We start from the raw sequence: 24,413 nt of genomic DNA on the forward strand, positions 1-24,413 counted from the left end.
GGTGGTGAGAAGAGCACCATGCACGTCTCCGCATAGCGGTGGCCGGCCCAAACAATGGTCCCGGTCCGATCGATGAAAGCGAGAACGCCTGATGAGCAGCACAGTAGGGCCCGAAGACAGACAGTCCCGACGCGCCCGCGGCGAGGCCACCGACGGCCTCGACGCCAGCCGGGTGGACCGTAACGGCGTGGAGGACAGGCTGGAGGGCCGGCGGAGTTACGCTGACGCTGCGCGTCCCGCCCGCAATGACGGCGCCGTCACGGATTACGACGACGACACCCGCGCCTACCCGGTGCCTGTTACCGCCGAACCCGCTGTGGCTGCCGACCCGAATGCCGCCACCCGCGAGACCGTGGTTGCCAGGGAGAAGGAACAGTTCGGCGGCATCAAGATCGGCTCCGCCTTCTTTGGCTGGCTGGCAGCGACGGGAACAGCCGTTTTGCTGACGGCCCTGGTGGCAGCAGCCGGGACAGCAGTGGGGCTCGCCACCAGCACGGACGTCAACGAAGCCGTGAACCAGGCATCCTCCGACCAGACCGTCGGACTGGTGGGAATCATCGTGCTGCTGGTCATTCTCTTTGTGGCCTATTACTGCGGCGGCTACGTAGCCGGACGCATGGCCCGCTTCAACGGCGCCAAACAGGGATTCATGGTGTGGGTCTGGGCCGTGATCTTCGCAATCCTTGTTGCACTGCTGGCCATGATCGCCGGCGAGCGCTTCAACATCCTGGCCAACCTGAACAGCTTCCCGCGGATCCCGGTCAATGAAGGACAGCTAACCACCACCGGAATTACTGCCGCCATCGTGGTGGCCGTGGTTGCGCTGATTGGCGCCGTGGTGGGCGGCATGGCGGGCATGCGGTTCCACCGCAAGGTGGACCGGGCCGGGTTCACTCCGGTTGAAGCTGACGCTGACCGCTAAGGCGTAGCCTCGTCGACGTAGTACCAACGGCGGTCCAAGCGCAGGAACCGGCCGGTTTCGTGGTGGACTCCCCGCTCGCCGTCGTGCCGGAAGTGGGCCTTGAACTCAACGGTTCCTTCCGAATCCAGCGGTCCGCCGCGGAGCGTCGAGACAATGTCCAGCCGGCGCCACTCCATGGCCGGATCCAGGTCGAGTTCCGCGGGCCTGGTATCCGGGTGCCAGGTGCGGAGCAGGTAGGCGGCATCCCGGACCGCGAAGGCGCTGTACCGGGAGCGCATGAGCTGTTCCGCCGTGGGGGCTTCGGCGTCGCCGCTGTGGAACCGGCCGCAGCAGTCCGCGTACTGTTCACCGGACAGGCAGGGGCAGTTTCCGGGGTGGGGCACGGATAGTCCTTTCGTGATGGCAGGGGGTTCCATTGGCTGCCTCAGACTATATGCCGGACCGGGCCGGAACCGTCTGTGTCATATCCGATAACAGCTTCGACACAACCCCGTCGCGGGCCTCGATGCGGGCGTGTTGCCCGGCAAAAGTCCGTATTGTTAAGGGGTGCTTATCGGCGGGTCGTATTACCCGTACACAGGCGCTGCAGGCCGTGAGGAGAGGTAAATGGAAGATCCCACCACCATTGCCCTGAACCTGACCTTTTTTGGCACGCTCGGTGTGGCCTTCGTCATGTTCATCGGACTCTTCCTCGTCTTCGTGGCCACCCTGCTGATTGCGGGGCTCGGCCGGCTGGTGGGCGTCACGGTCATGGCGTTGTTCGGCCGCCGCCCCGCCAGGTCCCCCCGCCCCGTCCGGACCCCTGCGATAAGCGCCGACCGCATGCCGCGCCGGACATTCAGCCTGAAGACGGCCCTTGTGTCCGGCGCACTCAAAACGAAGCTGCGCAGCGAAAAGGAACAACCGGCGGGCACCCGCACTCCCCGCGGGGAAGCTCCAGCCCTGGCCGGGGACTGGGCCGCGGCCGTCGCCCGGGCAGACGCCCGTGCTGCAGCCAGGGCCCAGGCGTCGGCACCGCCCGAGGTGAAGGTCACTGTTCGTGATCTCCCCAGCCCGGATGCCCCGGTGGAAGACGTCAGGGCGGTCGCTCCCCTCGTGGAGTCCGCCACGGACCAGCACGCCACCGTCAAGGCCACCCCGCACTCCTTCGAAAAGCCGCCTGCACCGGGACGGACGGCCATGCTGGACACCGGCTCACTGGTTTCCCTTGCCGGGCATCCCGGCGCGCTGAAACGCCTCCCGCCGGCTGAGCACCGCCGCGCCGGCTAATTCACAATTCGTCATTGATGTCCGCTGCGTTACCCCGGACTACTCAAGACTAAGAAGTACTTCGCCAGCGTCCTCTGCCTTCCCGATTTTGTGTAGCCTCGTGACGATCCACAGCAATCGGCCGTGGGAGTCAAACGTGAGGAAACCGGGAATGAGCCTCAACCAGCTACGGGTGTTCGGGCGCAGCGGGACATTGATCAGCCCGCTCACTTTGGGGACCATGAACTTCGGCGAGGGCGCACGGGCGGACCCGGCGGGCGTCGGCGGAACCGCCCAGGGCTATGCGCCCACCGGCGCCGATGAAAGCATCCGCATCATCAACGCTGCCCTGGACGCCGGCATCACCGCCGTGGACACGGCGGACGTCTACTCGCAGGGGCAGAGCGAACAGGTGGTGGGCCGCGCCCTGAAGGGCCGCCGCGACGATGTCTTCATTGCCACCAAATTCCACGGCCAGATGAGCGCCAACCCGGCCCACTCCGGCAACTCGAGGCGCTGGATCATGCAGGCAGTGGAGGGCAGCCTCCGCCGCCTGCAGACGGACCGGATCGACCTGTACCAGGCGCACCGTCCCGACTACAACACCGACGTCCTGGAAACCATCACGGCACTGAACGACCTCATCCGCCAAGGCAAGATCCTCTACTACGGAACGTCCGTTTTCACTCCGGCGCAGCTGGTGGAGGCCCAGTGGCTGGCAACCACCAACCACCTCATCCCGCCCGTCGCCAACCAGGTCCCCTATTCCATGCTGGTCCGGGGCACCGAGCGTGATGTCCTGCCGATCGCCCAGCAGTACGGGCTCGGAGTGCTGGCCTACGGTCCGCTGGCCGGCGGCTGGCTGTCCGGGAGCTTTGTCCTGGATGCCGGGAAGCCGCCCACGCGCGTTCACTCGCTTCCCGGACGGTACGACATTTCCGGCCCGGCGAGCGAGCGCAAGCTGCACGCCGCAGATGCCCTGGCCAGGCTGGCGGACAAGCTGGAACTTCCGCTGGTGGACCTGGCAGTCGGCTTCGCGCTGAACCACCCGGCTGTCAGCAGTGTGATCATTGGGCCGCGGAGCGAGGAGCACCTGCACGCCTACCTGAAGGCTGCGGACACGGTGCTGGACGAATCCGTGCTGGATGCCATCGACGAGCTGGTGCCCCCGGGCACCAATTTCGTGGAGCGGGACGCCGGCGCCGTGGTCCCCTCCCTGGAGTATGCGGAGCTCCGGCGAAGGTAGCTGGCGGAAAGCCCTTACCCTGAGCAACCAAGTGGGCTACGGTGAAAACCATGGAATTCAGATACCTCGGCAACAGCGGCTTCAAGATCTCCGAAATCACTTTCGGCAACTGGCTCACGCACGGCTCCCAGGTGGAGAACGACGTGGCCACCCAGTGCGTGCGGGCGGCACTGGACGCGGGCATCAGCACGTTCGACACCGCGGACGTCTACGCCAACACGGCGGCGGAGAAGGTACTGGGCGAGGCCTTGAAGGACGAGCGCCGGGAGTCCCTGGAAATCTTCACCAAGGTGTTCGGCCCCACCGGACCCAAGGGCCACAATGATGTGGGGCTGTCCCGCAAGCACATCATGGAGTCCATCAACGGTTCCCTGACACGCCTCCAGACCGACTACGTGGACCTTTACCAGGCCCACCGCTACGACTACGAGACGCCGCTGGAAGAAACCATGCAGGCGTTCGCGGACATTGTCCGGCAGGGCAAGGCACTGTACATCGGCGTCAGCGAATGGACGGCGGACCAGATCAGGGACGGCCACGCCCTCGCCAAGGACCTGGGGTTCCAGCTGATCTCCAACCAGCCGCAATACTCCATGCTGTGGCGGGTCATCGAAGCCGAAGTGGTCCCGACATCCGAAGAGCTGGGCCTGTCCCAGATCGTCTGGTCCCCCATGGCCCAGGGCGTGCTGAGCGGCAAGTACCGGCCGGGGAAACCGGCCCCGGAAGGAAGCCGCGCCACGGACAGCAAGGGGGGCGCCCGGATGATCGAACGCTGGATGTCCGACGAGGTCCTGAGCGGAGTTCAGCAGCTCAAGCCGATCGCGGAGGAGGCCGGGCTGACCATGGCCCAGTTGAGTATCGCATGGGTGCTGCAGAACAAGAACGTGGCCTCGGCGATCATGGGCGCGTCCCGCCCCGAGCAGATTGCCGGCAATGTGGCGGCCGCCGGCGTCAAGCTGGACCAGGCCATCATGGATAAGATCGACGACGCCATCGGCTCGCTGGCTGAACGGGACCCGGCCCAGACCAAGTCGCCCGCCTCCCGGGAGGCCTAGCCATGGCGGCCGGGGACCTTCCCGATCTGGCCGTCACCGGATCCACCGGGCAGCTCGGCAGGCTCGTCGTCGGGATCCTCGCCGACGCCGGACTGCCGCAGCGGCTGCTGGTGCGCGACGCCGCACGGGCGCCTGATCTTCCGGGCGCAGTGCCGGTGGTCTCCACGTACGGCGATCCGGTGCTGGCAGCGGCCTCCCTGGCGGGCGTGAAAACGCTGTTCATGGTGTCCGCCGCGGAGGCGGAGGACAGGCTCCAGACGCATTTCGCGTTCGTTGACGCGGCTGCCGCGGCCGGGGTTGAGCATGTGGTGTACACGTCCTTTTTCGGCGCGTCCGCGGACTGCACGTTCACGCTGGGCAGGGATCATTACGCCACCGAGGAGCGGATCAAGGCCTCCGGGATGAAGTACACGTTGCTGCGGGACAACTTCTACCTCGACTTCCTGCCGTTGCTCACCGGAGAAGACGGCGTCATCCGGGGCCCGGCGGGCGACGGCGTCATGGCTGCGGTGACCCGCGCGGACATCGCCCGGTGCGCCGCGGCGGTGCTGGGTGACCCGGCACTGCACGTGGGCCGGACCTATAACCTGACCGGACCGGAGGACATTTCGCTGCAGCGGGCCGCGGAGCTTCTTACCGCCGGTACCGGGCGGACTGTCAGGTACCACAATGAAACCGTGGAGGAGGCCTATGCGTCCCGCGCGTCCTACGGTGCCCCGGCCTGGCAGGTGGACGCCTGGGTAAGCACGTACACGGCCATAGCCAACGGCGAACTGGCCGGGCCGACGTCGGACGTTCATGTCCTTACGGGCAGGGAACCCCAGGGTCTCGCGGCCTTCCTCGAGGAGGCGCATCACCTCTAACGTCCGTCACGTTGCGTGTTAACGGTGTTGTTCGAGTTCTTTAGAGTTGCTGTTGTTATTCTCAAAACCCCAATAACGGTTTATGCTTTGCTCACCCGCCATTCGGCCGGGGCATGTTGCTACAGCACGCACTTTTTGGGGATCCAATGCGCTTTACAACTTCCGCGGTTCTGCGGGCTCTGACTTTACTGACCTTCCTGGTCTCGGGAAGCCTCGTGGCCGTCGCTCCGGCGCAGGCCGTAGACGCACCGCCGGCGCCGCCGCCAGGGCCCGTCGACTTCATCCGGTCACTGCCTTCGGGGGTCACGTCCGGGTCGCTCACCACGGAATGGCTCCCCCGTGCCGGCAACGTTAAGGTATCGCTTGTCACCATCCAGACCGCGGATAAGACTACCGCCGAGACGGACGCCATTAATGTGGACGCCGCCAAGAATTCGATCGGCGCCGCCAGCAATTACTGGAACGGAATGTCCGGCGGGCGGCTGTCCCTGTCTATTGTTGACGTTGTCAAAGGGTTCAAGACCAGCGCACGCTCGGACTGGAACTTCGACGACATCCTGGAGAGAGTCACCAAGGAACTTGGTTGGATCGAAACAGCCAACACCAGCCTGGTGATTTTCATGCCCCGAAACGACGTGGTGGTTTACGGTCAGGGCGGAAATCTTGGCGCTGGCTGGTCCGGCGGAGCCACCAGCGGGCGTGTCCTGATGCCCTACCCGGGGACGTACACGAATACGGTGATGACCCACGAGTTCGGCCATGTCTTCGGTCTGGACCACGCCAACAGCATCCAGTGCTCCGACGGAAGTTCCGACTCGACGGCGTCGTTCGGCCGGCTGGATAACGGCAACTGCTGGTCGCGTGCGTACGGCAATGACACGTCTGTCATGGGTCCCACGCGCGCCGCCATCCCCACCATCGACTCCTACCACTACGACCTGGGCTCGTTCGGCAACGGCTATGAGATCCGCGATGCCGGTACCATCCTGGGTGCCAAGAGTTTCAAGGTCACGCCCTGGGCCGGCACCGGTGACTACCGTGCTTTGAAGTTCACCGACCCCATCAGCAACGAGGTCTATTACGTGGAACTTCGCATGCCTGTGGGCTACGACGCCATCACCGCAGTGTCGGGCAACCAGGGCGTGCAGATCCTGAAGGCCGATCCGTCGGATCCGGCTGCGTCAATGATCCTTATGCCCAATACCAAACCCTATGACGGCTGGTACCATCCGAACCTGGCTTGGCAAGGGGGCAGGTTCACCACTGCCGCAGGCACCACGATCACCATAGACTCCATCACGAGCAGCGCGGCCACCATCACTATCCGGGGCAAGAGCCCGTATTCCTCCTACTTCAAACACGTCGATTCACCGAGCATCTATGGCAAACGTCCCGACGGCTCCTTCAAGTCGCTGACCTGGAGCGAGTACTCGGATCTGGGGTTCCCCGCGTACGCCACCCTTCCGGCCGTCAGCTTTGTCAAGAACAGCTGGAGCACCACCATCTACGCGGTGGACGGCACCAACAAGGGCAAAGCCCTGAGCTACGCCGACTGGACTGCCTACGGCCAGCCCGCCCCGGTGAGTTACAAGCTCCTGGCCGGAACGTATTTCTTCAGCAAGTTTAATGACTCCGTCCTGTACTACTACAGCCCCGCCGGGGAGACCACGGCGTCGCAGGCACAGTGGACCAGCGCCGGATCACCCACCGTCAGCCTGCCCGTGCGATATGTGAAGTATGCGTGGGAGCCCACGATCTTCAAGGTGGAGTCAACAGCAGCCGGCCAGGCCGAATACGACGCCAAAGTGTCTGCCCTGAGTTTCTCCGACTGGAGCGCCGCCGGCTACCCCACTCCGGTGGTCACCGGCTTCATCGGCGGCTCCATCGCCAGCAAGTACAGCAACCTGCCCACCATTTACCTCAAGTCTCCGTCTGGCAACGTCCACGAACTCACCTACGCGGAATGGATGGCCATCCCCGCGGCGAAACGGACATTCATGGATCTCGGAACGGGCCGTTTCGTGAAGAATTCCTGGAGCGGCGCCATCTACTTGGTGGGAAGCACCTACAAGGGCAGCCATCTTAACTTTGCGCAGTGGCAGAGCTACGGCATGCCCACGCCGCAGACAAGCACGCTCATTCCGGGCAGCAGTTTTGTGAAGCTGACCGGCAGCACTTCCCTCTACTACGTTTCCCCGGCCGGCCTGGTTGCGGCCACAAACGCCGAGTATGTTGCCGCCGGCTCTCCCGCTGTCGTCGTCCGCTAGAACGGGTTCGAAGTCAGTCGCTGGTGCCGGGTTCCCTCTCGGGGAGCCCGGCATTGCCGTGTGGATCCGGCCTTGACGCACCGGCGGCAGCGGCGTAGACCTGTGCCATGACGAAGCAGATTTCCCGGCGCCGTCAGTCCGTGAAGCCCGCGGCGCACGCAGGAGAGCCCACCCACGGTCCGCTCACCGCAGAGGAACTGCAGCTGGCCGTCAGGAACCATTCGATGCCATTGGAGGCCTTGCGGGAGGCCACCACACCGCCGGGGCTGCACTACGTCCTGACGCACTTCGACATCCCGTTCATTGACGCCGACTCCTGGCACCTGCGGATCGGCGGTGCCGTGCAGCGCGCCGTCGAGATCAACCTCCGGGCGCTTCGCCGGGACCCGACCATCAGCATTCCGGTCACGCTGGAGTGCGCCGGCAACGGCCGCTCGCTGCTGCATCCGCGGCCGCTGAGCCAGCCGTGGCGGCTCGAGGGCGTGGGAACGGCGGAGTGGACCGGGGTTCCGCTCGCGTACCTGCTGGCCCAGGCCGGCGTTGACGAGGACGCCGTCGAAGTGGTGTTCACCGGCGCCGACGCCGGCATCCAGGGCGGAGTCCGGCAGACGTATGCGCGCAGCCTTCCGATCAAGGAGGCGATGCGCCCCGATGTCGTCCTGGCGTATGAGATGAACGGTCGCGAGCTGCCGCCGCAGCACGGCTACCCCCTGCGCCTTGTGGTCCCTGGCTGGTACGGCATGGCCAGCGTGAAGTGGCTGGAGTCCATTCAGGTGCTGACCCACCCGTTTGAGGGATTCCAGCAGTCGGTGGCGTACCGCTACCAGAAGGACGCGGACGACGCCGGCACTCCGGTCTCCCGGATCAAGGTGCGTTCGCTGATGATTCCGCCGGGCATCCCGGACTTCTTCACCCGCAGCAGGGTCCTCTCCGCCGGCCCGGTGATGCTTACGGGCAGGGCCTGGTCCGGTGAAGGCTCCGTGGTCCGCGTGGAAGTGGGGATTGACGGGAAATGGGTGACCGCGCACCTCGGACACCCGGCGGGGCCGTTTGCCTGGTGCGAATGGACGCTGCCGTGGGTGGCGGACCGGGGCGAGCATGAGCTCGCCTGCCGGGCCACCGACGCCACGGGATCAACGCAGCCGCTGGAGCAGGTCTGGAACTACCAGGGCATGGGCAACAACGTGGTGCAGCGCGTGAAGGTGAGCGTCGAGTAGCCCTGCCCCGCGTCAGCAGCCTTCGAAGTCGGTCAGGACCTTGACCTTGCCCGCCGAGGCGGATACGGGGTCGAAGGTGTAGCCCAGCCACTCCCGGGCGAGCCGGCGGGCGAGCTCCACACCCACCACGCGCTGGCCCATGGTGAGCACCTGGCAGTCGTTGGACAGCACCGAGCGTTCCACCGAGAAGGAGTCGTGGGCCGTGGCTGCCCGGATTCCTTCCACCTTGTTCGCGGCGATGGCTACGCCGATGCCGGTGCCGCAGAACAGGATGGCCCGGTCGGCCAGGCCGTCCTTGATCATTTCCCCGGCGGAGATCCCCACGTACGGGTACGGGGTGGTGAACTTCTCGGGGGCATCACTGCGGTTGACGCCAATGTCGATGATTTCGCTGACCCGGGGGTCCTTCCGCAGGTCCTCCATGATCCGGTCCTTGTAGTCCACGCCGGCTTCATCGGCGCCCAGGATGAGTCGGATACCCACGGCCTGTCCTTCCCTGGTCATGACGGTGTTCCGGCGGGCTGGCGGGATGGAACCGGCGCTGCAAGGTGCGCGCCCATCACGGTGAAGATCATGGCCAGTGACGTGGCGCCGGGGTCCGCCGTGCCAACGCTCTTTTCCGCGAGGGGCCGGGCGCGGCCTTTGAGCGGCCGCAGGGAGGCGGTGGCTTCCGCTGCCGCCGTGGACACCGCGGCGGCTTCGGCCCATGCCGCTTCGGCTGCCGCCGCGTGGCTGCCGCCGTCGGCCACCAGCCGGCTGAACGTTTCGGTGAAGGGCAGCAGGGCGTCCACCATGGTCTTGTCCCCGATGTCCGCCTTGCCGAGGCCGGTGATCCGTGCCGAGAATGCCGCGACAGCCGCGGCCAGTTCCGAAGGTCCCGGAGCCAGCTGGTTGCCGAGGGCTTCGCCGAAGGACCGCAGGCCTGCACCCCACAGCACGCCGGAGGTTCCGCCTGCCTTGTCAGCCCAGGCGTCCCCGGCGGCCGAAAGAACCGCGGCTGCTCCGGCACCGCGGGCCAAGGCGTCCCCGGCTGCGGCCACGGCCGCGTCGATACCGCGGACCATCCCGCGCCCGTGGTCTCCGTCGCCCGCGACAGCGTCCATGTCCCCGAGCCTCGCTTCGGCCGAGTGCAGTGAGTCCCGGGCGGCGGCGAGCGCCGCCAGGCAGCTGGCCGCGTAGCCGCGCGACTCTTCGGTGGCTTCGAAGGCACTGGGCGCGGCGGTGCCGTCTGACGCATGTTCCGCCATCAGGTCGCCGGACTGCAGGGCGGCGTTGCCCCGCCGGTAGGCGGGCGTTTCAGCCGGCGCAGTCCACAGCGGCTCAAGTTCCTCGTCCAGCCAGGTGATGGTGAGGGAGACACCGGACATGTCCAGGCTGGTGACCAGTTCTCCCACCTCCGGCATGACCAGCGTGTAGCCGGCGGCACGGAGCAGCGGGGCAACGGTGAGCCAGAGGACAAAGAGTTCCTCGTGCTTGGTGGAGCCCAGGCCGTTGAGGATGACGGCGATGCGGTCGCCCGCACCGTGCGGTGTCTCCGCCAACAGCCGGGAGACGAATTCCTGGCCCAGCTCCTTGGCGGGCGGCAGTTCGGTGTCGAACAGGCCGGGTTCGCCGTGGATGCCCAGGCCGAGACCCATCTGACGGTCCTTGAGGGTGAACAGCGGAGCCTCGGCGCCGGGGAACGTGCAGCCGTTGAAGGCACTGCCGATGGTTCGGGTCAGGCTGTTGGCCTTCCGGCCCAGGCGCACGACGTCGGCCAGGCCGGCTCCCGCCTCCGCGGCGGCGCCCATGATTTTGAAGACCGTGAAGTCGCCCGCGATGCCGCGGCGTTTCTCCGCTTCCGACGGCGGGGCACTGGCGACGTCGTCCGTCACCAGGACGTTTTCCACCTGGATTCCCTCTGCGGCGAGCCGTTCGCTGGCCATGCCGAAGTTCAGGACGTCCCCGGCGTAGTTGCCGTAGGTGAACACCACACCGGCGCCGGAGTCCGCCGCCTTCGCCACGGCGTAGGCCTGCTGCGCGGACGGCGAGGTGAAGATGTTGCCCACTACGGCGCCGTCGGCCAGTCCGGTACCGATCAGGCCGGCGAAGGCCGGGTAGTGGCCGGAGCCGCCGCCGGCAAGGACGGCCACCTTGGGTTTGGCAGGGCGTTGGCGGCGCACGGCCCCGCCGGGAACCTGGCGAACCAGGCCTGCGTGGACGTCGCAGAAACCGGCGAGGGCTTCCTCGGCGAAATCGGACGGATCGTTGAAAATTCTGGTCATGGTGGGCTCTCCAGGCTGCGCTCGGTCTTCTGAATGGCGAGACTGCTAGTGGATGTGGCTTCCGCCGTTGATGTCGATGGTGGTTCCCGTGAGGTAGGCCGATTCCTCGGAGGACAGGAATGTGATGACGGCGGCAATTTCCTCGGTGGTGGCGTTGCGGCCCAGGGGGATGCCGGCGTTGATGGCGGCCTCCTGTTCCTCGGTGCTGCCCACGCGGATGTTGGTGTCCACGGCGCCCGGGGTGATCGCGTTGACGGTCACGCCGGTGGCGCCGATTTCGCGGGCGAGCGCCTTGGTGAAGCCCAGGATGGCTGCCTTGGCGGCGGAGTAGGGGACCTTGCCGAAGACGCCGCCGCCGCGCTGCGCGGAGACGGAGGACATGTTCACAATCCGGCCCCAGCCGCTGGCAATCATGTCCGGCAGGAAGGCCTTGGTGACCAGGTAGGTTCCGGTGGCATTGACGTCCATCACCTTGTGCCAGAGCTCCAGGGTGGTTTCCAGGAACGGCACCGGCGAGGTGATGCCGGCAATGTTGGCCAGCGCGCCCACGGGGGGAAGGTTACCGGCGGCGACTTCTGCGGCGACGGCTGCATAGGCGGCGTTGACGGAGCCCTCATTGGCGACGTCGATCTCGTGGCCGAAGGCGGGGACGTTGAACTCGTTGCCGATTTCGGCGGCGACCTTGGCGGATTTCTCGCCGTCGAGGTCCAGGATCACCACCGCCCAGCCCTGGTTGGCGTAGCGGCGTGCGGTGGTGATGCCGATGCCGCGGTCCGAAGTGGCCCCCGTGAGGACGGCGGTGCGCTGGATGGTGGTGCTCATGGTGGTGCTCCTTGGGTTGCTTGGTGGTGGTTCGGGTAAGGCTGTGCTCTAGATAAGGTCTGTGATGAAGCTGGCTGCCTTGGCGGCGGCCGCGGGGCGTTCGTCGTGGGTGACGTCCCGGGTTTCGAGTTCCAGCGAGAAGTGGCCGGTGTAGCCGCGCGCTGCGAGCGAGCGCAGCCCGGCGGCAAAGTCCGCCTGGCCGCTTCCGATGCTGAGGTTGATGTTTCCCGGTACGGCGTCCCTGATGTGGACGTGGGTAATCCGGCCGTCGTGCCGTTCGAGGTATTCAAGGGGGTCTTCGCCGGCGGCAACGATGTGGCTGAAGTCCATGACGATTCCCACGCCCGAGCCCGCCAGCCGGTCCGCCAGCAGTTCGGCGCGCTCCAGGTTCCAGCAGAACCTCAGGAAGTGCAGCGATTCGGTCCAGAGTTCTACGCCGAATTCAGCGGCGCGCTGCCCGGCATGGATGAGCTGGGCCGCGATGGTGTCGAGGTCCTCCTCGACGCTCCGGACCGGATTGTGGCCCAGGGCACCGCACGGAAGCACCAGCGCCTTCGCGCCGGTATTGGCCGCGAGGGTGAGCAGCGCCTCCAGGTGCCGTTCGCGGGCGCCCTGCCCGCCGGCGTCGAGCACTGCATTGAGGTCTCCGATGTCCCCGTTGACCGAGCGGACCCGCAGCCCGGAAGCGGCAACCTCCGCGGTGACAGCCGTGACGGCGTTCGCATCCAGTTCATACGGGACGTGGTCGCAGACGCCGGGAAGGGCGCCGAGGTCGATTTCTTCGAAGCCAAGGCCGCCGATGGTCCTCAGGGCCGTGACCAGGTCCTGGTGGCGGAAGCTGATGGACGAGCAGCCGAGTCGGGAGTTGAACATCTTCATTGATCCTCTGAAAGGGTGGGGTGATGTGAATCACTGTATGCGTTTCATTGTTGACAGTCAACCTCCAACATTGACTGTTGACATTGGAGCATGACCCGGGTCACACTGGCATATCATTTGTTAACAGTCGACAGCGGCGGTGCGGAAGCGTTGCCCGCTCTTCGAAAGGGATTCAGCAATGAGCAATGAGGCTCTGAAAATGCGCGGCCACGTGCACGGCACAAAGGACGCTAAACGCGTCGCCATCGGCTCCGGTGTCGGCGCCGTCATCGAGACTTATGACTTCATCGGCTTCGGCACTGCCGCCGCCCTGTACTTCGGAACGGCGTTCTTCCCCACCGGCGACCCGGTCACCGGCACCCTGGCCGCCTTCGCCACGCTCGGCGTCGGCTTCGCCGCCCGCCCCATCGGCGGGATCATCGGCGGCCACCTCGGCGACAAGGTGGGCCGCAAGCCCGTCCTGGTGGCCTCCCTGATCCTCATGGGTGTCGCCACGTTCCTCATCGGCCTCCTGCCCACCTACGAACAGGTCGGCCTGCTGGCGCCGGCGCTGCTGGTGTTCGTCCGCGTCGTCCAAGGCCTCGCCTTCGGTGCCGAATGGGGCGGCGCCATCCTGATGAGTTACGAGCACGCGCCCTGGAAGTCCAAGGGAAAGTACACCGGCATCGTGCAGGCCGGCTTCCCCGTTGGCCTCCTCCTGGCCAACCTCGTCTTCCTGGTCAGCGTCAACCTGGGCGGCGAACTCGCCTGGCGCGTCCCGTTCCTGGCCAGCATCCTGCTCGTCGTCGTCGGCCTGATTATCCGCTCCAAGGTGCCGGAATCGCCGGTCTTCGACGAGGTCAAGGAGAGCGGTTCCATCGTCAAGTCGCCGATCCTCGAGGTCATCAAGACGGACTGGCGCAGCATCGTCCGGGGCATCGGCCTCCGCATTGCCGAGACCGCGGGCTACGCCGTATCGATCACCTACATGATTTCCTACCTGCACACCCAGCACCTGGCTGACAAGACCCAGACGCTCGTCGCCCTCTGCATAGCCTCCGCAATCGGCATCTTCGCCACCATGGCCTGGGCAAGGCTCACCGACAGGATCGGGCGCCGGCCGCTTTACATCTGGTCCACAGCCTTCGCGCTCCTGTTCGGCATCCCCATGTTCCTGCTGGTCAACACCGGAATGTTCATCTTCATCATCGCCACCATCGTCATCTCCTACGCTGTCTGCCAGAACTCCCTGGCCGGCGCCCAGGGGGCGTGGTTCCCCGAACTGTTCCAGGCAAAGACCCGCTCCTCCGGAGCCTCGCTGGCCTACCAGATCTCCGCCATGGTCTCCGGCTTCACTCCCTTCATCACCACGCTCCTCTTCGTCAGCCTGGGCTGGATGGGCCCGGCCCTCCTCTTCAGCTTCTACGCAGCCATCGGGCTCTGGGCCGCCCTCGTCACCCGGGAAACCTGGGGCAAGCGCGAACGGCGCCTGGCAGATGAGGCCACCAAAAGCACGCCGCAGACAGTAAACGCCTGATGACCACCGCCACAGAAGAAGCCCACATGACTGCCACCCAGGAAACCATGGCTCCCGCGACCGAACGCGTCGCCGGCGTCAGCGCCGCCGCCTACCGCATCCGTCACCACGCCCTGAACATGGGCGAGGTGCAAGGCCAGGGCTACGTGGGCCAGGCGCTCGGCGCGGCGGACATGCTGGCCGCCGTCTACGCGGACCAGCTCCGCTTCCGCCCCGAGGATCCGGAATGGGAGGCGCGGGACCGCTTCCTGCTCTCCACCGGGCACTACGCGATCGGACACTACGCCGCACTGGCCGAGGCCGGCATCGTTCCGGTCGAAGAACTTGGGACGTACGGCTCGGACGATTCCCGGTTGCCGATGTCCGGGATGTCCACGTACACCCCCGGGATGGAGATCTCCGGCGGCTCCCTGGGCCACGGCCTCACCATCGCGGTGGGCATGGCACTCGGCCTCCGATACCAGGGCTCCGGGGCGAGGGTCTACAACTTCCTCTCCGACGGCGAACTGGACGAAGGCTCCACCTGGGAGGCCGCCATGGGCGCGCACCACCACCAGCTGGGCAACCTGACTGCGATGGTGGACATCAACGCGCTGCAGGCGGACGGAAAGACGGACACCGTGCTGCGCACCGAGCCCGTAACGGAAAAGTGGGAATCCTTCGGCTGGTATACCCAGCGGGTGGACGGGAACGACGTCGGCACGCTGCTGGCGGCGTTCGATAACGCAGCCGCCCAGGCCGCCGCCGTCGGACGTCCTTCCGTGATCCTGTGCGACACGAAGGTGGGCCGCGGAGTGCCGCTGCTGGAGGAGCGCGAGAAGGCGCACTTCATGCGCATCGAGGAACACGAATGGCAGCAATGCCGCGAACAGCTGACCGCAGGATACGAAGGAAAGGCCGCACGATGAGCACCGCCACCGCTTCAACGGGCACCGCAGTAAAGGGCGCCGCCCCCAAGCTGAAGACCTCGGCCATGATCGCGTCCTTCGCTGATCCCGGCCAGAAAACGGCCTCCGCGCCGTTCGGACATGCACTCGTGAAGGCTGCCCAGGAGAACGACAAGATCGTGGGCCTCACCGCGGACCTGGGCAAATACACGGACATGCACATCTTCGCGCAGGCCTTCCCGGAACGGTTCTTCCAGATGGGCATGGCCGAGCAGCTGCTCTTCGGGGCCGCCGCGGGACTGGCCGAGACCGGGCTGGTGCCGTTCGCGTCCACCTACTCCGTCTTCGCCGCGCGGCGGGCCTACGATTTCCTCTGCCTCGACAGCGCCGAACCGAACCTCAACGTGAACATCGTGGGCGGCCTGCCGGGCCTGACCACCGGCTACGGCCCCAGCCACCAGGCCACCGAGGACATGGCGATCTTCCGCGGCATGCCCAACCTGACCATCGTGGACCCCTGCGACTCGATCGACATCGAACAGGCCGTCCCCCAGCTCGCGGCCAGCGAGGGGCCCACGTACCTGCGTCTGCTCCGCGGGAACGTGCCCACGGTCTTGGACGAATACGGCTATACCTTCGAGCTCGGCAAGGCGAAGGTCCTGCGCGGCGGGAACGACGTCGTCTTCATCTCCAGCGGACTCATGACCATGCGGGCGCTGCAGGCAGCCAAGGCGCTGGCCGAACACAACGTGGACGTCGCCGTCGTTCACACCCCCACCATCAAGCCGTTCGACGCCGCGACGGTCCTGGCCGAGATCAATACCGACCGCCTCGCGGTGACGTTGGAAAACCACAGCGTGATCGGCGGCCTTTTCGAAACGGTTGCGTCCGCCGTCGTCACCGCGGGACTGGGCAAGCGGGTGGTGCCCGTGGCACTGCCGGACGAGTTCCTCGACGCCGGTGCGCTGCCCACGCTGCACGAGCGCTACGGCCTGTCCGTCCAGCGGATCGTGGCGAAGGTCCTGGCAGAACTGGGCTAGCCGGGAACGAGCGGCGGGAGCGCGGCCCCGGGACCACACGGGTCCGCGCTTCTGCCGTAACATCAAAAGTTAACGCACCGACTGTAAACAGTCGACCACTGACAGTGAGGAAGTGCCACGATGGCCGGAGTGACAGCACCCCTGCTGGGACTGCAGAAGAAGAGCCTCCGCGAGCAGGCCCTTTCCGCCTTGCGCACCGCCATCACCAGCGGAGAGCTGGAACCGGGCCGGCACCTGGTGGAAACTGAACTCTCGGACATGCTCCAGATCAGCCGGGGAACGCTTCGGGAGGCGTTGCGGCAGCTTGAGCAGGAAGGGCTTTTGTCGGCGGGTCCGCGGGGCCGCCTTTCCGTCCGGCACCTCGATGCCAAGGAAATCCGGGATATCTACTCCGTGCGGGCGGCGCTGGAATCCCTTGCCGCCCGGACCCTGTGTGAGCTGCCGGACCGCCAGCATGTGATCGGTTCGCTGCGCGCGGCGATCGGCGCCATGGATGCGGCGGCCAAGGGCAGCCTCGAAGACCGGATCGAATCAGACCTCGAATTCCACCGCACGTTGTGCCGCCTCACCGGTAACGAGACGCTGCTCCACTCCTGGGAATCGCTGGAGGGTTCCATCCGGATGTCCATCATGTTTGCCGGGCTGGAAAAGGGCGTCTCGAACATGAGCGTGGACCGCCACCACGACATCGTGGCCGCCATCGAAACCGGGGACGCCTCCCTGGCCCGCAAGACCATCCGCGAACACATGGACACCGCCGCGGACAACCTGGTGGCATAGACGGTTCAGCTCCAGCCCCTCCGCCGGGCACATGACCGGGCATAAGAGGACGTGGCACGCCGAACACAAAGCCGGGCTGAGCAAGGGACAGCGCGCCGCTACGTCCTGCGCAACGGCTCAGTAGTCCACAATGGCGCCGCAGGAAATGTTCACTGTGGCGTCGGTGATGGCGCCGGCCCGGTCCGAGGCGATGAACACCGCCACGTTGCCCACGTCCTCCAGCGTTGCTGTCCGGTTCAGGTGCGCGCTCCTGGTGATTTCCTCAACAATCTCTTCGCGGCCCTCGGTCTGCCAGGGAAGTGTTTCCACTATCCCGCCCGTCACGATCGTGACCACGCGGATGCCGCTCTTGCCCAGTTCCAGCGCCCACTGCCGGCGCTGCCCCTCCACGGAATCCAGCGCGATCTTGAACCCGCCCAGCCCGTGCAGGGTCTGCGGACCTGAGCCGCCGAACATCAGCACGACGCCGGAGCGCTGCCTGATCATGTGCCGCGCCGCGGCGCGGGTGGTGAGGAAGTGCGTCCGGGTAGCTGCGCTGACGGGCCGGCTGAAGTCGTCGGCGGAGATCTCCATCAGCGGCTGCTGGACGTCCCCGTAGGAGATCAGGTTGAAGGAGACGTCGATGCGCCCGGTCTTCTTTGCGGCCTGGTCCACGAAGGCATCCACCTGGTTTTCGTCGAGGGCATCGACGACGGCGGTATCCGCGCTGCCGCCCGCCTCCCGGATGTCCCGGGCTACTTTGAGGAGACGGGACTCCGTGCGCCCGGCCAGGAAGACTTCCGCACCTTCCGCCGCGAAGGCCCGGGCCACGGCGCCTCCGACGGGACCGCCGGCGCCGTACACCAAAGCGGTCCGGCCCTGCAGCAGGCCAGCCGGCCCGGTACCTTGTTCCAGCAGCATTGCGGGCCTCCTGCCCGGGAGTGGTCAGATCCTCCCACTATCTTCCTGTGGGCGGCGGGTGGCAAGGGTGCTGCCTCCGTACGCGCCTTGACCGGGTGGCTGCCCGGGGGCACATTCGGGCCATGGTGCAGTCAGGATTCCCCATCCAGGACCCCGGCGGGAACCTGGTGGTGGTGGCCACCGATTCCTGGGGTTGCCGTATTCCTAGGGTTGCCGTATGCCTAGGGTTGGCGCGGTTCTCCCGGGGGCTCCGTGCGCGGGCCAGCTGAGGGAGGCGCCTCCGCGGGCGCGGCCGGGGGCGCGGGAGGGCCCGGGGGCCGCACGGGCGGCGGGGCGGATTGCGAGGCGGGGACCGGCGGCGGCAGATAGCCTGTCGGCGGAGCGTCGGCAGGATCCGTCGGCCCCATGTCGAGACGGAAGGGCGGATACTCGTCCCGCATCAGCGCCACGTAGGCAATAACGCGGTGGGTCCAACGGTTCAGGCCGATCAGCAGGTCAAAAAGCCTTCGGCCGAAGCGCCCCGTAAACAGCAGGCTGAACCCGGCCACGATCACCAGAAGGCCGATCAGCGAGATCCCGCCGCCGCCTTGGTATCCCACCCAGGTTCCATCAACCCAGGTGCCGTCCACCCATCTGCCATCCACCCATGTACGCCGGTTGCCCCAGGTGCTTGCCGCGCCTGAGAAGGCGGCGACGATCAGGAGTTGGGGAAGGGCCAACAGCCACCACTTGACCAGCACCAGGCCGCGGGAGAGGTGCTCGGGGTACTCGACGTCAAAATCTGCCGGGTAGTCGGTCCGCGCCAGCGTGAAGGGCGGATAACGGTCCGTCCCGATCGCAGCGTAGGCGTAGAAAGCCACCCGCCAGTTCCACCGCAGGACGCCCACATTGAAGTTGAACAGCGAGCGCGGGTAGCGGCCGGTGAACAGGATGGCAAAGCCGGACACGATGGTGGTCACGAAGAAGGCGAACCACAGGAAGAACAGCACGATGTAGTGCGGAATGGCCAAGAACCACTTGATCAGCCACATGCCGCGGGAGAGCCCGGGGTCGAGGTAGCCATTCAGCCGCACGGGGTACCGGGAGGTGTCCGAGGGCTGCGGGTCCGTGGGCAGCGGCGTACGGCCGCCTCCGGGCGGTATCGCCGCTGCGGCCGTGGCGTAGGGGGCCTGGGAGTCCGGGCCTACTGGTACGGGACCGGGACCCGCGGGTGCGGCCGCCGGGTAATGCGGCGGCGGGCCGTGCTTGCCGAGCCCTGCGGCGCCGGCCACAATCAGCGGCACCCCCACCGCCAGCAGGGCGATGCCGCCGATCAGGAGCCCAATGAAGACCGGCCACAACAGATCGGACCGGACGCCCGCCTGCAGGTCCACGGAGACCGGAGCGGCGCCGTCGGCGTTCATGACAACCACTGCCCAGCGGCCGCTGCGCAGGTCCCACTCAATCTGCTGGGTTCCAGTTCCCTGGGAGGACGTGGACCAGAATGACTGGGCGCCCGGGGCAGCGGGTACGGCGTCTCCGGGGACCTCACGGTACTGGACGCGGAACGGGTAGGACTTCAACTCGGTGATTTCGGAGTGCCGGACGTTCTCCAGGTACCGGGCCACGTCCTCCTGGGGTCCGATGCCGATGAAGATCTGTTGGCCGGACGCGGACGTGCCGCGCAACAGCAATCGCCCTGCACTGTCCACGGGCAGGACATCCGGCAGTTCCTCGTCCACCAGGACGTTCAGGCCGGGCGAGGTGATGGCCCGAGTGGCCACGTCGTAGCGCTCTGTGGGTGTGGTCAAATATCCGTTGTCGCGCTGCTGGAAATTGACCCATCCGACGGCGCCGGCGGCTGTCAGCAGTCCAAGCCCCATCAGGGCCGCGAGGGTGCCGAGTACCAGCATGACTATCCGGCCTGGTTTCATGGCCAGTCCTTTCTTGCCTCTTGCTTGGCCCCCCGGAGTCTTATGCGCCCGCTCCTTGAGCGGGCGCCGATTTCACGCCGTGATCACGACTTTGAGTGCCTTGGTTTCGGCTGCGCGGGCGAAGGTGTCGTAGGCGTCCATGAACTGGTCGAACGTGAAATGGTGGGTGGCGAATTTCTCCGCGGGAACCTTCCTCTGCGCCACCAGCTTGAGGAGCATCGGCGTGGTGTTGGCGTTGACCAGGCCCATGCTGATGTTGATGTTCTGGATCCAGAGGTTCTCCACATGGAGTTCGACGGACTTTCCATGCACGCCGACGTTGGCCACGTTGCCGCCGGGGCGCACGATCTCCGTGCACATTCCGAAGGTCGCCGGGATGCCCACCGCTTCTATGGCCACATCCACGCCCTGTCCGTCCGTGAGCGCCAGCACCTGTTCCTTCCAGTCGGCGTCGCCGGAGAGCACGACGTCCGTGGCGCCGAATTCGCGGGACTTTTCAAGCCGGTTGGCGTCAAGGTCGATCGCGATGATGGTTGCCGCGCCGTACAGCCCGGCGGTGGCGATTGCTGCCAACCCGACCGGCCCCGCGCCTACAACCGCCACGGTGTCCCCCGGCTTGACCCGCCCGTACTGCACACCGATTTCAAAGCCGGTGGGCAGGATGTCGGAGAGCATCACGGCCTGGTCGTCGCTGACCCCTTCGGGGAGAAGGTGCAGCGAGTTCTCCGCGTATGGGACCCGCACGTATTCGGCCTGCGTACCGTCGATCAGGTGTCCGAAGACCCAGCCGATACCTGCTGCGCCTTCCTCGCCCATGCAGTGCGAATAAAGACCGGTCTTGCAGTTGGCGCAGTGGCCGCAGGACTTGATGCAGGAGATGATGACCCGGTCCCCTACTTTCAGGCTGGTGACCGAGGAGCCCACCTCGGTGATGGTTCCCACGCCCTCATGCCCCAGGATCCGGCCTTTCTGAACTGCGGGCACGTCCCCCTTGAGGATGTGCAGGTCCGTTCCACAGATGGTGGTGGTGTCCACCTTGACGATTACGTCGCTGGGGTTCTGGATGGCGGGATCCGGAACGTCGGTCCATGACTTTTCGCCGGGACCGCCGTAGACGAGCGCTTTCATGCGTACTCCTTGACTCTGTGGATAAAGCCGGGGTCCACGATCTTCACGTTGCATGCGACCACCGAACGGTCCACCCCGGATGCCAGCCGGGAGAGGCGGGCGCATTCGTGGAGTTGTTCAAGGACCGTGTCGGTGACCCGGGCGCGGGAGAGATCGATGGTGAGTTCTTTGCCGTGCAGCAGTGAAGTGGTGCGCCGCGCGACCACGTACAGGGCGCGAAGGTTGGCCCCCGTTACGACGCCACGGACTTCGATACTGGCAGCCTCCAGGTCCGCTTCGATGCGGACCACCACCTTAAGCCGGTGGTCAGAGTGCTCATAGTGCGTGGTGGATGGGGCTCCATGACGGGAGAGGACGGAGGGTCGAGTACCCAGGACAGTTCGGGCGTGTTGATTCATGAAGCCGGGTCTCCTGCTATGTCCGGGAGGCGCACTGCGCCAGCCCTTCCCCAATGTTGTAGCGAGACCTGGTGTTGATCGGCGAAGCATATCCCCTCCCCAAGGTGCGTGCGCGAGTAACGCAGGCGTGAGATGCCCCACATCAAGGATGGCGGCCCGGCGCAGCAACGGTAAGGGACGAAAGACCCCTATGCGGAGGCCTGCGTGGGCGAACCACGGCGCCCCCGGGGCTTATGGCCCGTGACAGGGGAATCGGCGGTCTGGAGAATTGCCCGATGACGAAGCCACGGACCATGAAACATTTTTCCAAGCCCGCAGTGTTCGCCTGGCTGGTGGCGTCCGCCTTCCTGTTCCGGCGCTTTCAGTTGCGCTGGGGCGCCACGGACGCCGAAGCCGACGGCGGGCTGCCGGGCGACGATCTCCTGTCCACGGTGGATCTGCAGTCCACGCGGGCCATCACCATCGAGGCTCCGGCGAATGAAGTGTGGCCCTGGCTGGCGCAGATGGGGCAGGGACGCGGTGGACTCTACAGCTACGACTTCCTCGAAAACCTGGCCGGCCTGGACATCCACAGTGCCGACCGTATCCACCCGGAGTGGCAGGACATCAAGGCAGGCGACCGCTTTCACCTGGCCCCGGCTGCTTCCGCGGACCTGGAAGTCGCGTTAGTGGACCAGGGCAACGCGCTCGTACTGCGCGTTCCTCCCGGATCCCCGCCCGGGCCGTTCGACTTCACCTGGGCGTTTGTCCTGCAGCCGCAGCCCGCCGGCGCCACCCGCTTGGTGGTACGGGAACGGTACGCCTACCGGCAGTGGTGGGCCCGGTGCCTGGTCGAGGTGGTGGAGGTTGCCAGTTTCGTCATGTCCCGGCGCATGCTCCACGGGATCAGGAGTCGCGCAGAGGGGAACTCTTAGTAGCCTTTCCGTATGCCTGAACCCGCTGCACCCGATCTCGTCCTTGCCTCCGTCCGGCAGCCCGGTGGGAAGGACTGTTTGGATATTCACATTGCCCGAGGGGTGGTCAGCCGGATAACGGCGGCGGATAAGCACCGGAGCGGTGCCCGCACGGTCGACCTAGCGGGCCGGTACGCCATCCCGGGCCTGTGGGATGAGCATGTGCACATGACCCAGTGGGCCATGGCCGCCAACCGCATCGACCTGTCGCACGCCGCGTCGGCGGGAGACGCCGTCGACGTCGTCCGGTCCCGTCTCGCAGACGGTCGCCTCAGCGTTGCGGTGCACGGCGAGAACGACGGCGGCAGCGACCCCACGCTGGTGGGCGTCGGCTTCCGCGACGCCCTCTGGGCGGACGTTCCCAGCCTGGCGATGCTCGACGCCGCGACGCAGGGCCGTCCCGCAGCGCTCATCAGCCATGACCTCCACTGTGTGTGGCTGAACAGCGCTGCCGCGAAACGCTACGGGGTGCACGTGGACGCCAGCGGCTTGCTAAGGGAGGAGCCGGCGTTTGCCCTGACCCGCGAGCTCGGCAGGCTGCCTGACGCAGTGGTGGACGCCTGGGTCGATGAGGCGGCGCGGAAGGCAGCCGCCCGCGGGGTGGTGGGGATCGTGGATTTCGAGATGACGTGGAACCGCGAGGTGTGGCTGCGGCGGGTCAGCGGCGGTTTCCGTTCGCTGCGGGTGGAAGCGGGCGTCTATCCGGAGCATCTGGACCGTGCGCGGCGCGAGGCAATGCGGACAGGGCAGGACATCCCCGGCGGGAACGGCCTGCTCCGGGTGGGGCCACTCAAGGTGCTGATCGACGGCTCCCTCAACACGCGCACCGCCTACTGCGTGGACCCTTATCCGCACGGCGGGCGGGGGCTGCTCACCGTCAGCGAACCGGAACTGCTGGCGCTGCTGGTCCGGGCGAGGGAAGCCGGTTTCGTTCCCGCAGTCCACGCGATCGGCGATGCCGCGAACCAGGTGGCGCTGGACGCCTTCGAGGCTGCCGGCATCCGGGGACGGATCGAACACGCCCAGTTCGTCCGGCAGGAGGATTTCGCCCGCTTTGGCCGACTGGGCCTGACGGCGAGCGTGCAGCCGGCGCATGCCCTCGACGACCGCGACGCAGCCGACGCCAACTGGGGTGACCGTACCGACCGGGCGTTCCCGCTGCGGTCCCTGCTGGCTGCCGGAGCCACCCTGGCGCTGGGTTCGGACGCTCCCGTGGCGCCCTTGGATCCGTGGACCGCGATGTCGGCCGCGACCACCCGGTCCGGCCCGGACGGACGCGGACCCTGGCACCCGGAACAGGCAATCACCCGCGAGGAAGCCCTGGCGGCGTCCGCCCGGGGAAGGCGCCGGATCCGTGCAGGCGATCCCGCGGACATCGCCGTGCTCAACGACGACCCGCTTGGCGTACCGCACGAGGTCTTCGCGTCGATGCCGGTGGCGGCGACGCTGGTTGCCGGCAGGTTCACGTACGACGGCGGCGGGACGGTTGCGTCCGAAGCCTGACCAGCGCGAACGGACAGTTAAGGCCCCAACCGCCGCCCGCCGTCGTCGCACTCCAGCGGCGCCGACAGCAACTTACGGCGCGAACGCGGCTCATGCCTAACCCTTGACGCGGGACTGCACAAGGTTGGCGTACGGCAGGCGGCCATAAACCTCGCGGAAGTCTGCGTGATACTTGGCCTCAGCTTCATTCAGCCCGCCGGCGGGAAGCTCCTTCCAGGCGATGAGCAGGGACTTGGCGTTTGCGAGCTGCCAGATGAGCCGCCCGTCCCAGTGCCCGGGAGGCTTACCGTTGCCAAAGTCCAGGAACTCCTGGATCTGCCGGCGCAGGCCGCGGTTGCCCTTGCTCCCCGGTCCGGCCTTTCCAACGTAGAGGACCTCCGCGCCGTCCACCCATTCGGCAGCGAGCTTTTCCGCCGGCAGCGAGGGGTCCTTTTTCTTGAAAACCCCGGCCGTGCTCCTGGCCAGGAATTGCGCCTGGAATCCTTCGGGCTGGAGGACAGCGAAGATCCCGGGTGCCTGCGGGATCCGGTTGACCTCGACTTCAGCGAAGGTCCGGAAGCCAGCGAACCCGTCTTCCCGGAGTGCCCTCTTGGTGACCTGCATGATGGGGGT

General features: G+C 66.5%; 23 protein-coding genes. 13 read left to right on the top strand and 10 right to left on the bottom strand.

Annotated elements, in window-relative coordinates:
- The first annotated feature begins 91 nt into the window (after positions 1-91).
- Entirely contained in the window at positions 92-922 is an 831-nt protein-coding gene (locus tag JOE41_RS10080; RefSeq protein ID WP_209752251.1) for a TIGR04086 family membrane protein, read from the top strand.
- On the opposite strand, the gene JOE41_RS10085 is transcribed toward JOE41_RS10080, so the two are convergent.
- A complete protein-coding gene (locus JOE41_RS10085) occupies positions 919-1,338 on the bottom strand; it encodes a YchJ family protein (RefSeq protein WP_209752252.1) in 420 nt (139 codons plus the stop codon). The two genes, JOE41_RS10080 and JOE41_RS10085, sit on opposite strands and share 4 nt — an antisense overlap.
- Before the next feature lie 190 nt (positions 1,339-1,528).
- Here JOE41_RS10085 and JOE41_RS10090 point away from each other — a divergent pair, with 190 nt between their 5' ends.
- The 6 genes from JOE41_RS10090 (at position 1,529) to JOE41_RS10115 (ending at position 8,818) form a co-directional block, all read left to right on the top strand.
- A complete protein-coding gene (locus tag JOE41_RS10090; RefSeq protein WP_209752253.1) occupies positions 1,529-2,191 on the top strand; it encodes a hypothetical protein in 663 nt (220 codons plus the stop codon).
- A 151-nt stretch (positions 2,192-2,342) separates the two neighbouring features.
- Positions 2,343-3,416 (top strand): aldo/keto reductase, encoded by a 1,074-nt coding sequence (locus tag JOE41_RS10095; RefSeq protein WP_209752254.1) that lies wholly within the window; start codon positions 2,343-2,345, stop codon positions 3,414-3,416.
- Positions 3,417-3,466: 50 nt separating this feature from the next.
- The gene (locus tag JOE41_RS10100) at positions 3,467-4,471 is read left to right on the top strand and encodes an aldo/keto reductase family protein (protein ID WP_209752255.1); all 1,005 of its coding nucleotides are present in this window, start codon (positions 3,467-3,469) and stop codon (positions 4,469-4,471) included.
- 2 nt (positions 4,472-4,473) lie between these two features.
- Positions 4,474-5,334 carry an SDR family oxidoreductase gene (locus JOE41_RS10105; RefSeq protein WP_209752256.1) on the top strand — a complete coding sequence of 287 codons (861 nt, stop codon included), beginning with the start codon at positions 4,474-4,476 and terminating at the stop codon, positions 5,332-5,334.
- Positions 5,335-5,480: 146 nt separating this feature from the next.
- On the top strand, positions 5,481-7,601 hold the full coding sequence (locus JOE41_RS10110; RefSeq protein ID WP_209752257.1) for a M12 family metallo-peptidase: 2,121 nt from the start codon (positions 5,481-5,483) through the stop codon (positions 7,599-7,601).
- 107 nt (positions 7,602-7,708) lie between these two features.
- A complete protein-coding gene (locus tag JOE41_RS10115) occupies positions 7,709-8,818 on the top strand; it encodes a sulfite oxidase (protein WP_209752258.1) in 1,110 nt (369 codons plus the stop codon).
- A gap of 12 nt (positions 8,819-8,830) precedes the next feature.
- Here JOE41_RS10115 and JOE41_RS10120 read toward each other — a convergent pair whose 3' ends face one another.
- Genes JOE41_RS10120 through JOE41_RS10135 form a run of 4 tightly spaced genes read right to left on the bottom strand, consistent with a single transcriptional unit; the run spans position 8,831 to position 12,777 of the window.
- The gene (locus JOE41_RS10120; RefSeq protein ID WP_245200689.1) at positions 8,831-9,322 is read right to left on the bottom strand and encodes an RpiB/LacA/LacB family sugar-phosphate isomerase; all 492 of its coding nucleotides are present in this window, start codon (positions 9,320-9,322) and stop codon (positions 8,831-8,833) included.
- On the bottom strand, positions 9,319-11,082 hold the full coding sequence (locus JOE41_RS10125) for a dihydroxyacetone kinase family protein (protein WP_209752260.1): 1,764 nt from the start codon (positions 11,080-11,082) through the stop codon (positions 9,319-9,321). The genes JOE41_RS10120 and JOE41_RS10125 overlap by 4 nt, the downstream gene beginning before the upstream one ends.
- Positions 11,083-11,127: 45 nt before the next feature.
- The gene (locus JOE41_RS10130) at positions 11,128-11,904 is read right to left on the bottom strand and encodes an SDR family NAD(P)-dependent oxidoreductase (RefSeq protein ID WP_011693777.1); all 777 of its coding nucleotides are present in this window, start codon (positions 11,902-11,904) and stop codon (positions 11,128-11,130) included.
- Between the two features lie 48 nt (positions 11,905-11,952).
- Positions 11,953-12,777 carry a sugar phosphate isomerase/epimerase gene (locus JOE41_RS10135; protein ID WP_043431184.1) on the bottom strand — a complete coding sequence of 275 codons (825 nt, stop codon included), beginning with the start codon at positions 12,775-12,777 and terminating at the stop codon, positions 11,953-11,955.
- Between the two features lie 184 nt (positions 12,778-12,961).
- Here JOE41_RS10135 and JOE41_RS10140 point away from each other — a divergent pair, with 184 nt between their 5' ends.
- The 4 genes from JOE41_RS10140 to JOE41_RS10155 all read left to right on the top strand — a co-directional run bounded on the left by JOE41_RS10140 (position 12,962) and on the right by JOE41_RS10155 (position 17,006).
- A complete protein-coding gene (locus JOE41_RS10140) occupies positions 12,962-14,299 on the top strand; it encodes an MFS transporter (protein ID WP_209752261.1) in 1,338 nt (445 codons plus the stop codon).
- On the top strand, positions 14,299-15,207 hold the full coding sequence (locus JOE41_RS10145; protein WP_374068699.1) for a transketolase: 909 nt from the start codon (positions 14,299-14,301) through the stop codon (positions 15,205-15,207). The genes JOE41_RS10140 and JOE41_RS10145 overlap by 1 nt, the downstream gene beginning before the upstream one ends.
- Positions 15,204-16,226 carry a transketolase family protein gene (locus JOE41_RS10150; protein ID WP_011693781.1) on the top strand — a complete coding sequence of 341 codons (1,023 nt, stop codon included), beginning with the start codon at positions 15,204-15,206 and terminating at the stop codon, positions 16,224-16,226. Before JOE41_RS10145 ends, JOE41_RS10150 begins: the two co-directional genes overlap by 4 nt.
- A gap of 120 nt (positions 16,227-16,346) precedes the next feature.
- Entirely contained in the window at positions 16,347-17,006 is a 660-nt protein-coding gene (locus JOE41_RS10155; RefSeq protein ID WP_209752262.1) for a GntR family transcriptional regulator, read from the top strand.
- A 117-nt stretch (positions 17,007-17,123) separates the two neighbouring features.
- Here the strand turns inward: JOE41_RS10155 and JOE41_RS10160 are convergent, their stop codons facing one another.
- The 4 genes from JOE41_RS10160 to JOE41_RS10175 all read right to left on the bottom strand — a co-directional run bounded on the left by JOE41_RS10160 (position 17,124) and on the right by JOE41_RS10175 (position 21,345).
- Entirely contained in the window at positions 17,124-17,906 is a 783-nt protein-coding gene (locus JOE41_RS10160) for an SDR family NAD(P)-dependent oxidoreductase (RefSeq protein WP_209752263.1), read from the bottom strand.
- A gap of 221 nt (positions 17,907-18,127) precedes the next feature.
- Positions 18,128-19,819 (bottom strand): DUF4389 domain-containing protein, encoded by a 1,692-nt coding sequence (locus JOE41_RS10165; RefSeq protein ID WP_209752264.1) that lies wholly within the window; start codon positions 19,817-19,819, stop codon positions 18,128-18,130.
- A gap of 72 nt (positions 19,820-19,891) precedes the next feature.
- Complete coding sequence (locus JOE41_RS10170) at positions 19,892-20,947, bottom strand: zinc-dependent alcohol dehydrogenase family protein (protein ID WP_209752265.1); 1,056 nt, start codon at positions 20,945-20,947, stop codon at positions 19,892-19,894.
- Positions 20,944-21,345, bottom strand: a complete 402-nt coding sequence (locus JOE41_RS10175) for a hypothetical protein (RefSeq protein ID WP_156810717.1) — start codon at positions 21,343-21,345, stop codon at positions 20,944-20,946. The genes JOE41_RS10170 and JOE41_RS10175 overlap by 4 nt, the downstream gene beginning before the upstream one ends.
- Positions 21,346-21,638: 293 nt before the next feature.
- Here JOE41_RS10175 and JOE41_RS10180 point away from each other — a divergent pair, with 293 nt between their 5' ends.
- Positions 21,639-22,259, top strand: coding sequence for an SRPBCC family protein (locus JOE41_RS10180; protein ID WP_245200690.1), 621 nt, complete (start codon positions 21,639-21,641; stop codon positions 22,257-22,259).
- 12 nt (positions 22,260-22,271) lie between these two features.
- Positions 22,272-23,801, top strand: a complete 1,530-nt coding sequence (locus tag JOE41_RS10185) for an amidohydrolase (protein WP_209752267.1) — start codon at positions 22,272-22,274, stop codon at positions 23,799-23,801.
- 96 nt (positions 23,802-23,897) lie between these two features.
- On the opposite strand, the gene JOE41_RS10190 is transcribed toward JOE41_RS10185, so the two are convergent.
- Positions 23,898-24,404: a hypothetical protein gene (locus JOE41_RS10190; RefSeq protein WP_209752268.1), complete on the bottom strand. Its 507-nt coding sequence runs from the start codon at positions 24,402-24,404 to the stop codon at positions 23,898-23,900.
- Positions 24,405-24,413: the final 9 nt, after the last annotated feature.

It is taken from the genome of Arthrobacter sp. PvP103, from assembly GCF_017833075.1.
Lineage (GTDB): Bacteria > Actinomycetota > Actinomycetes > Actinomycetales > Micrococcaceae > Arthrobacter.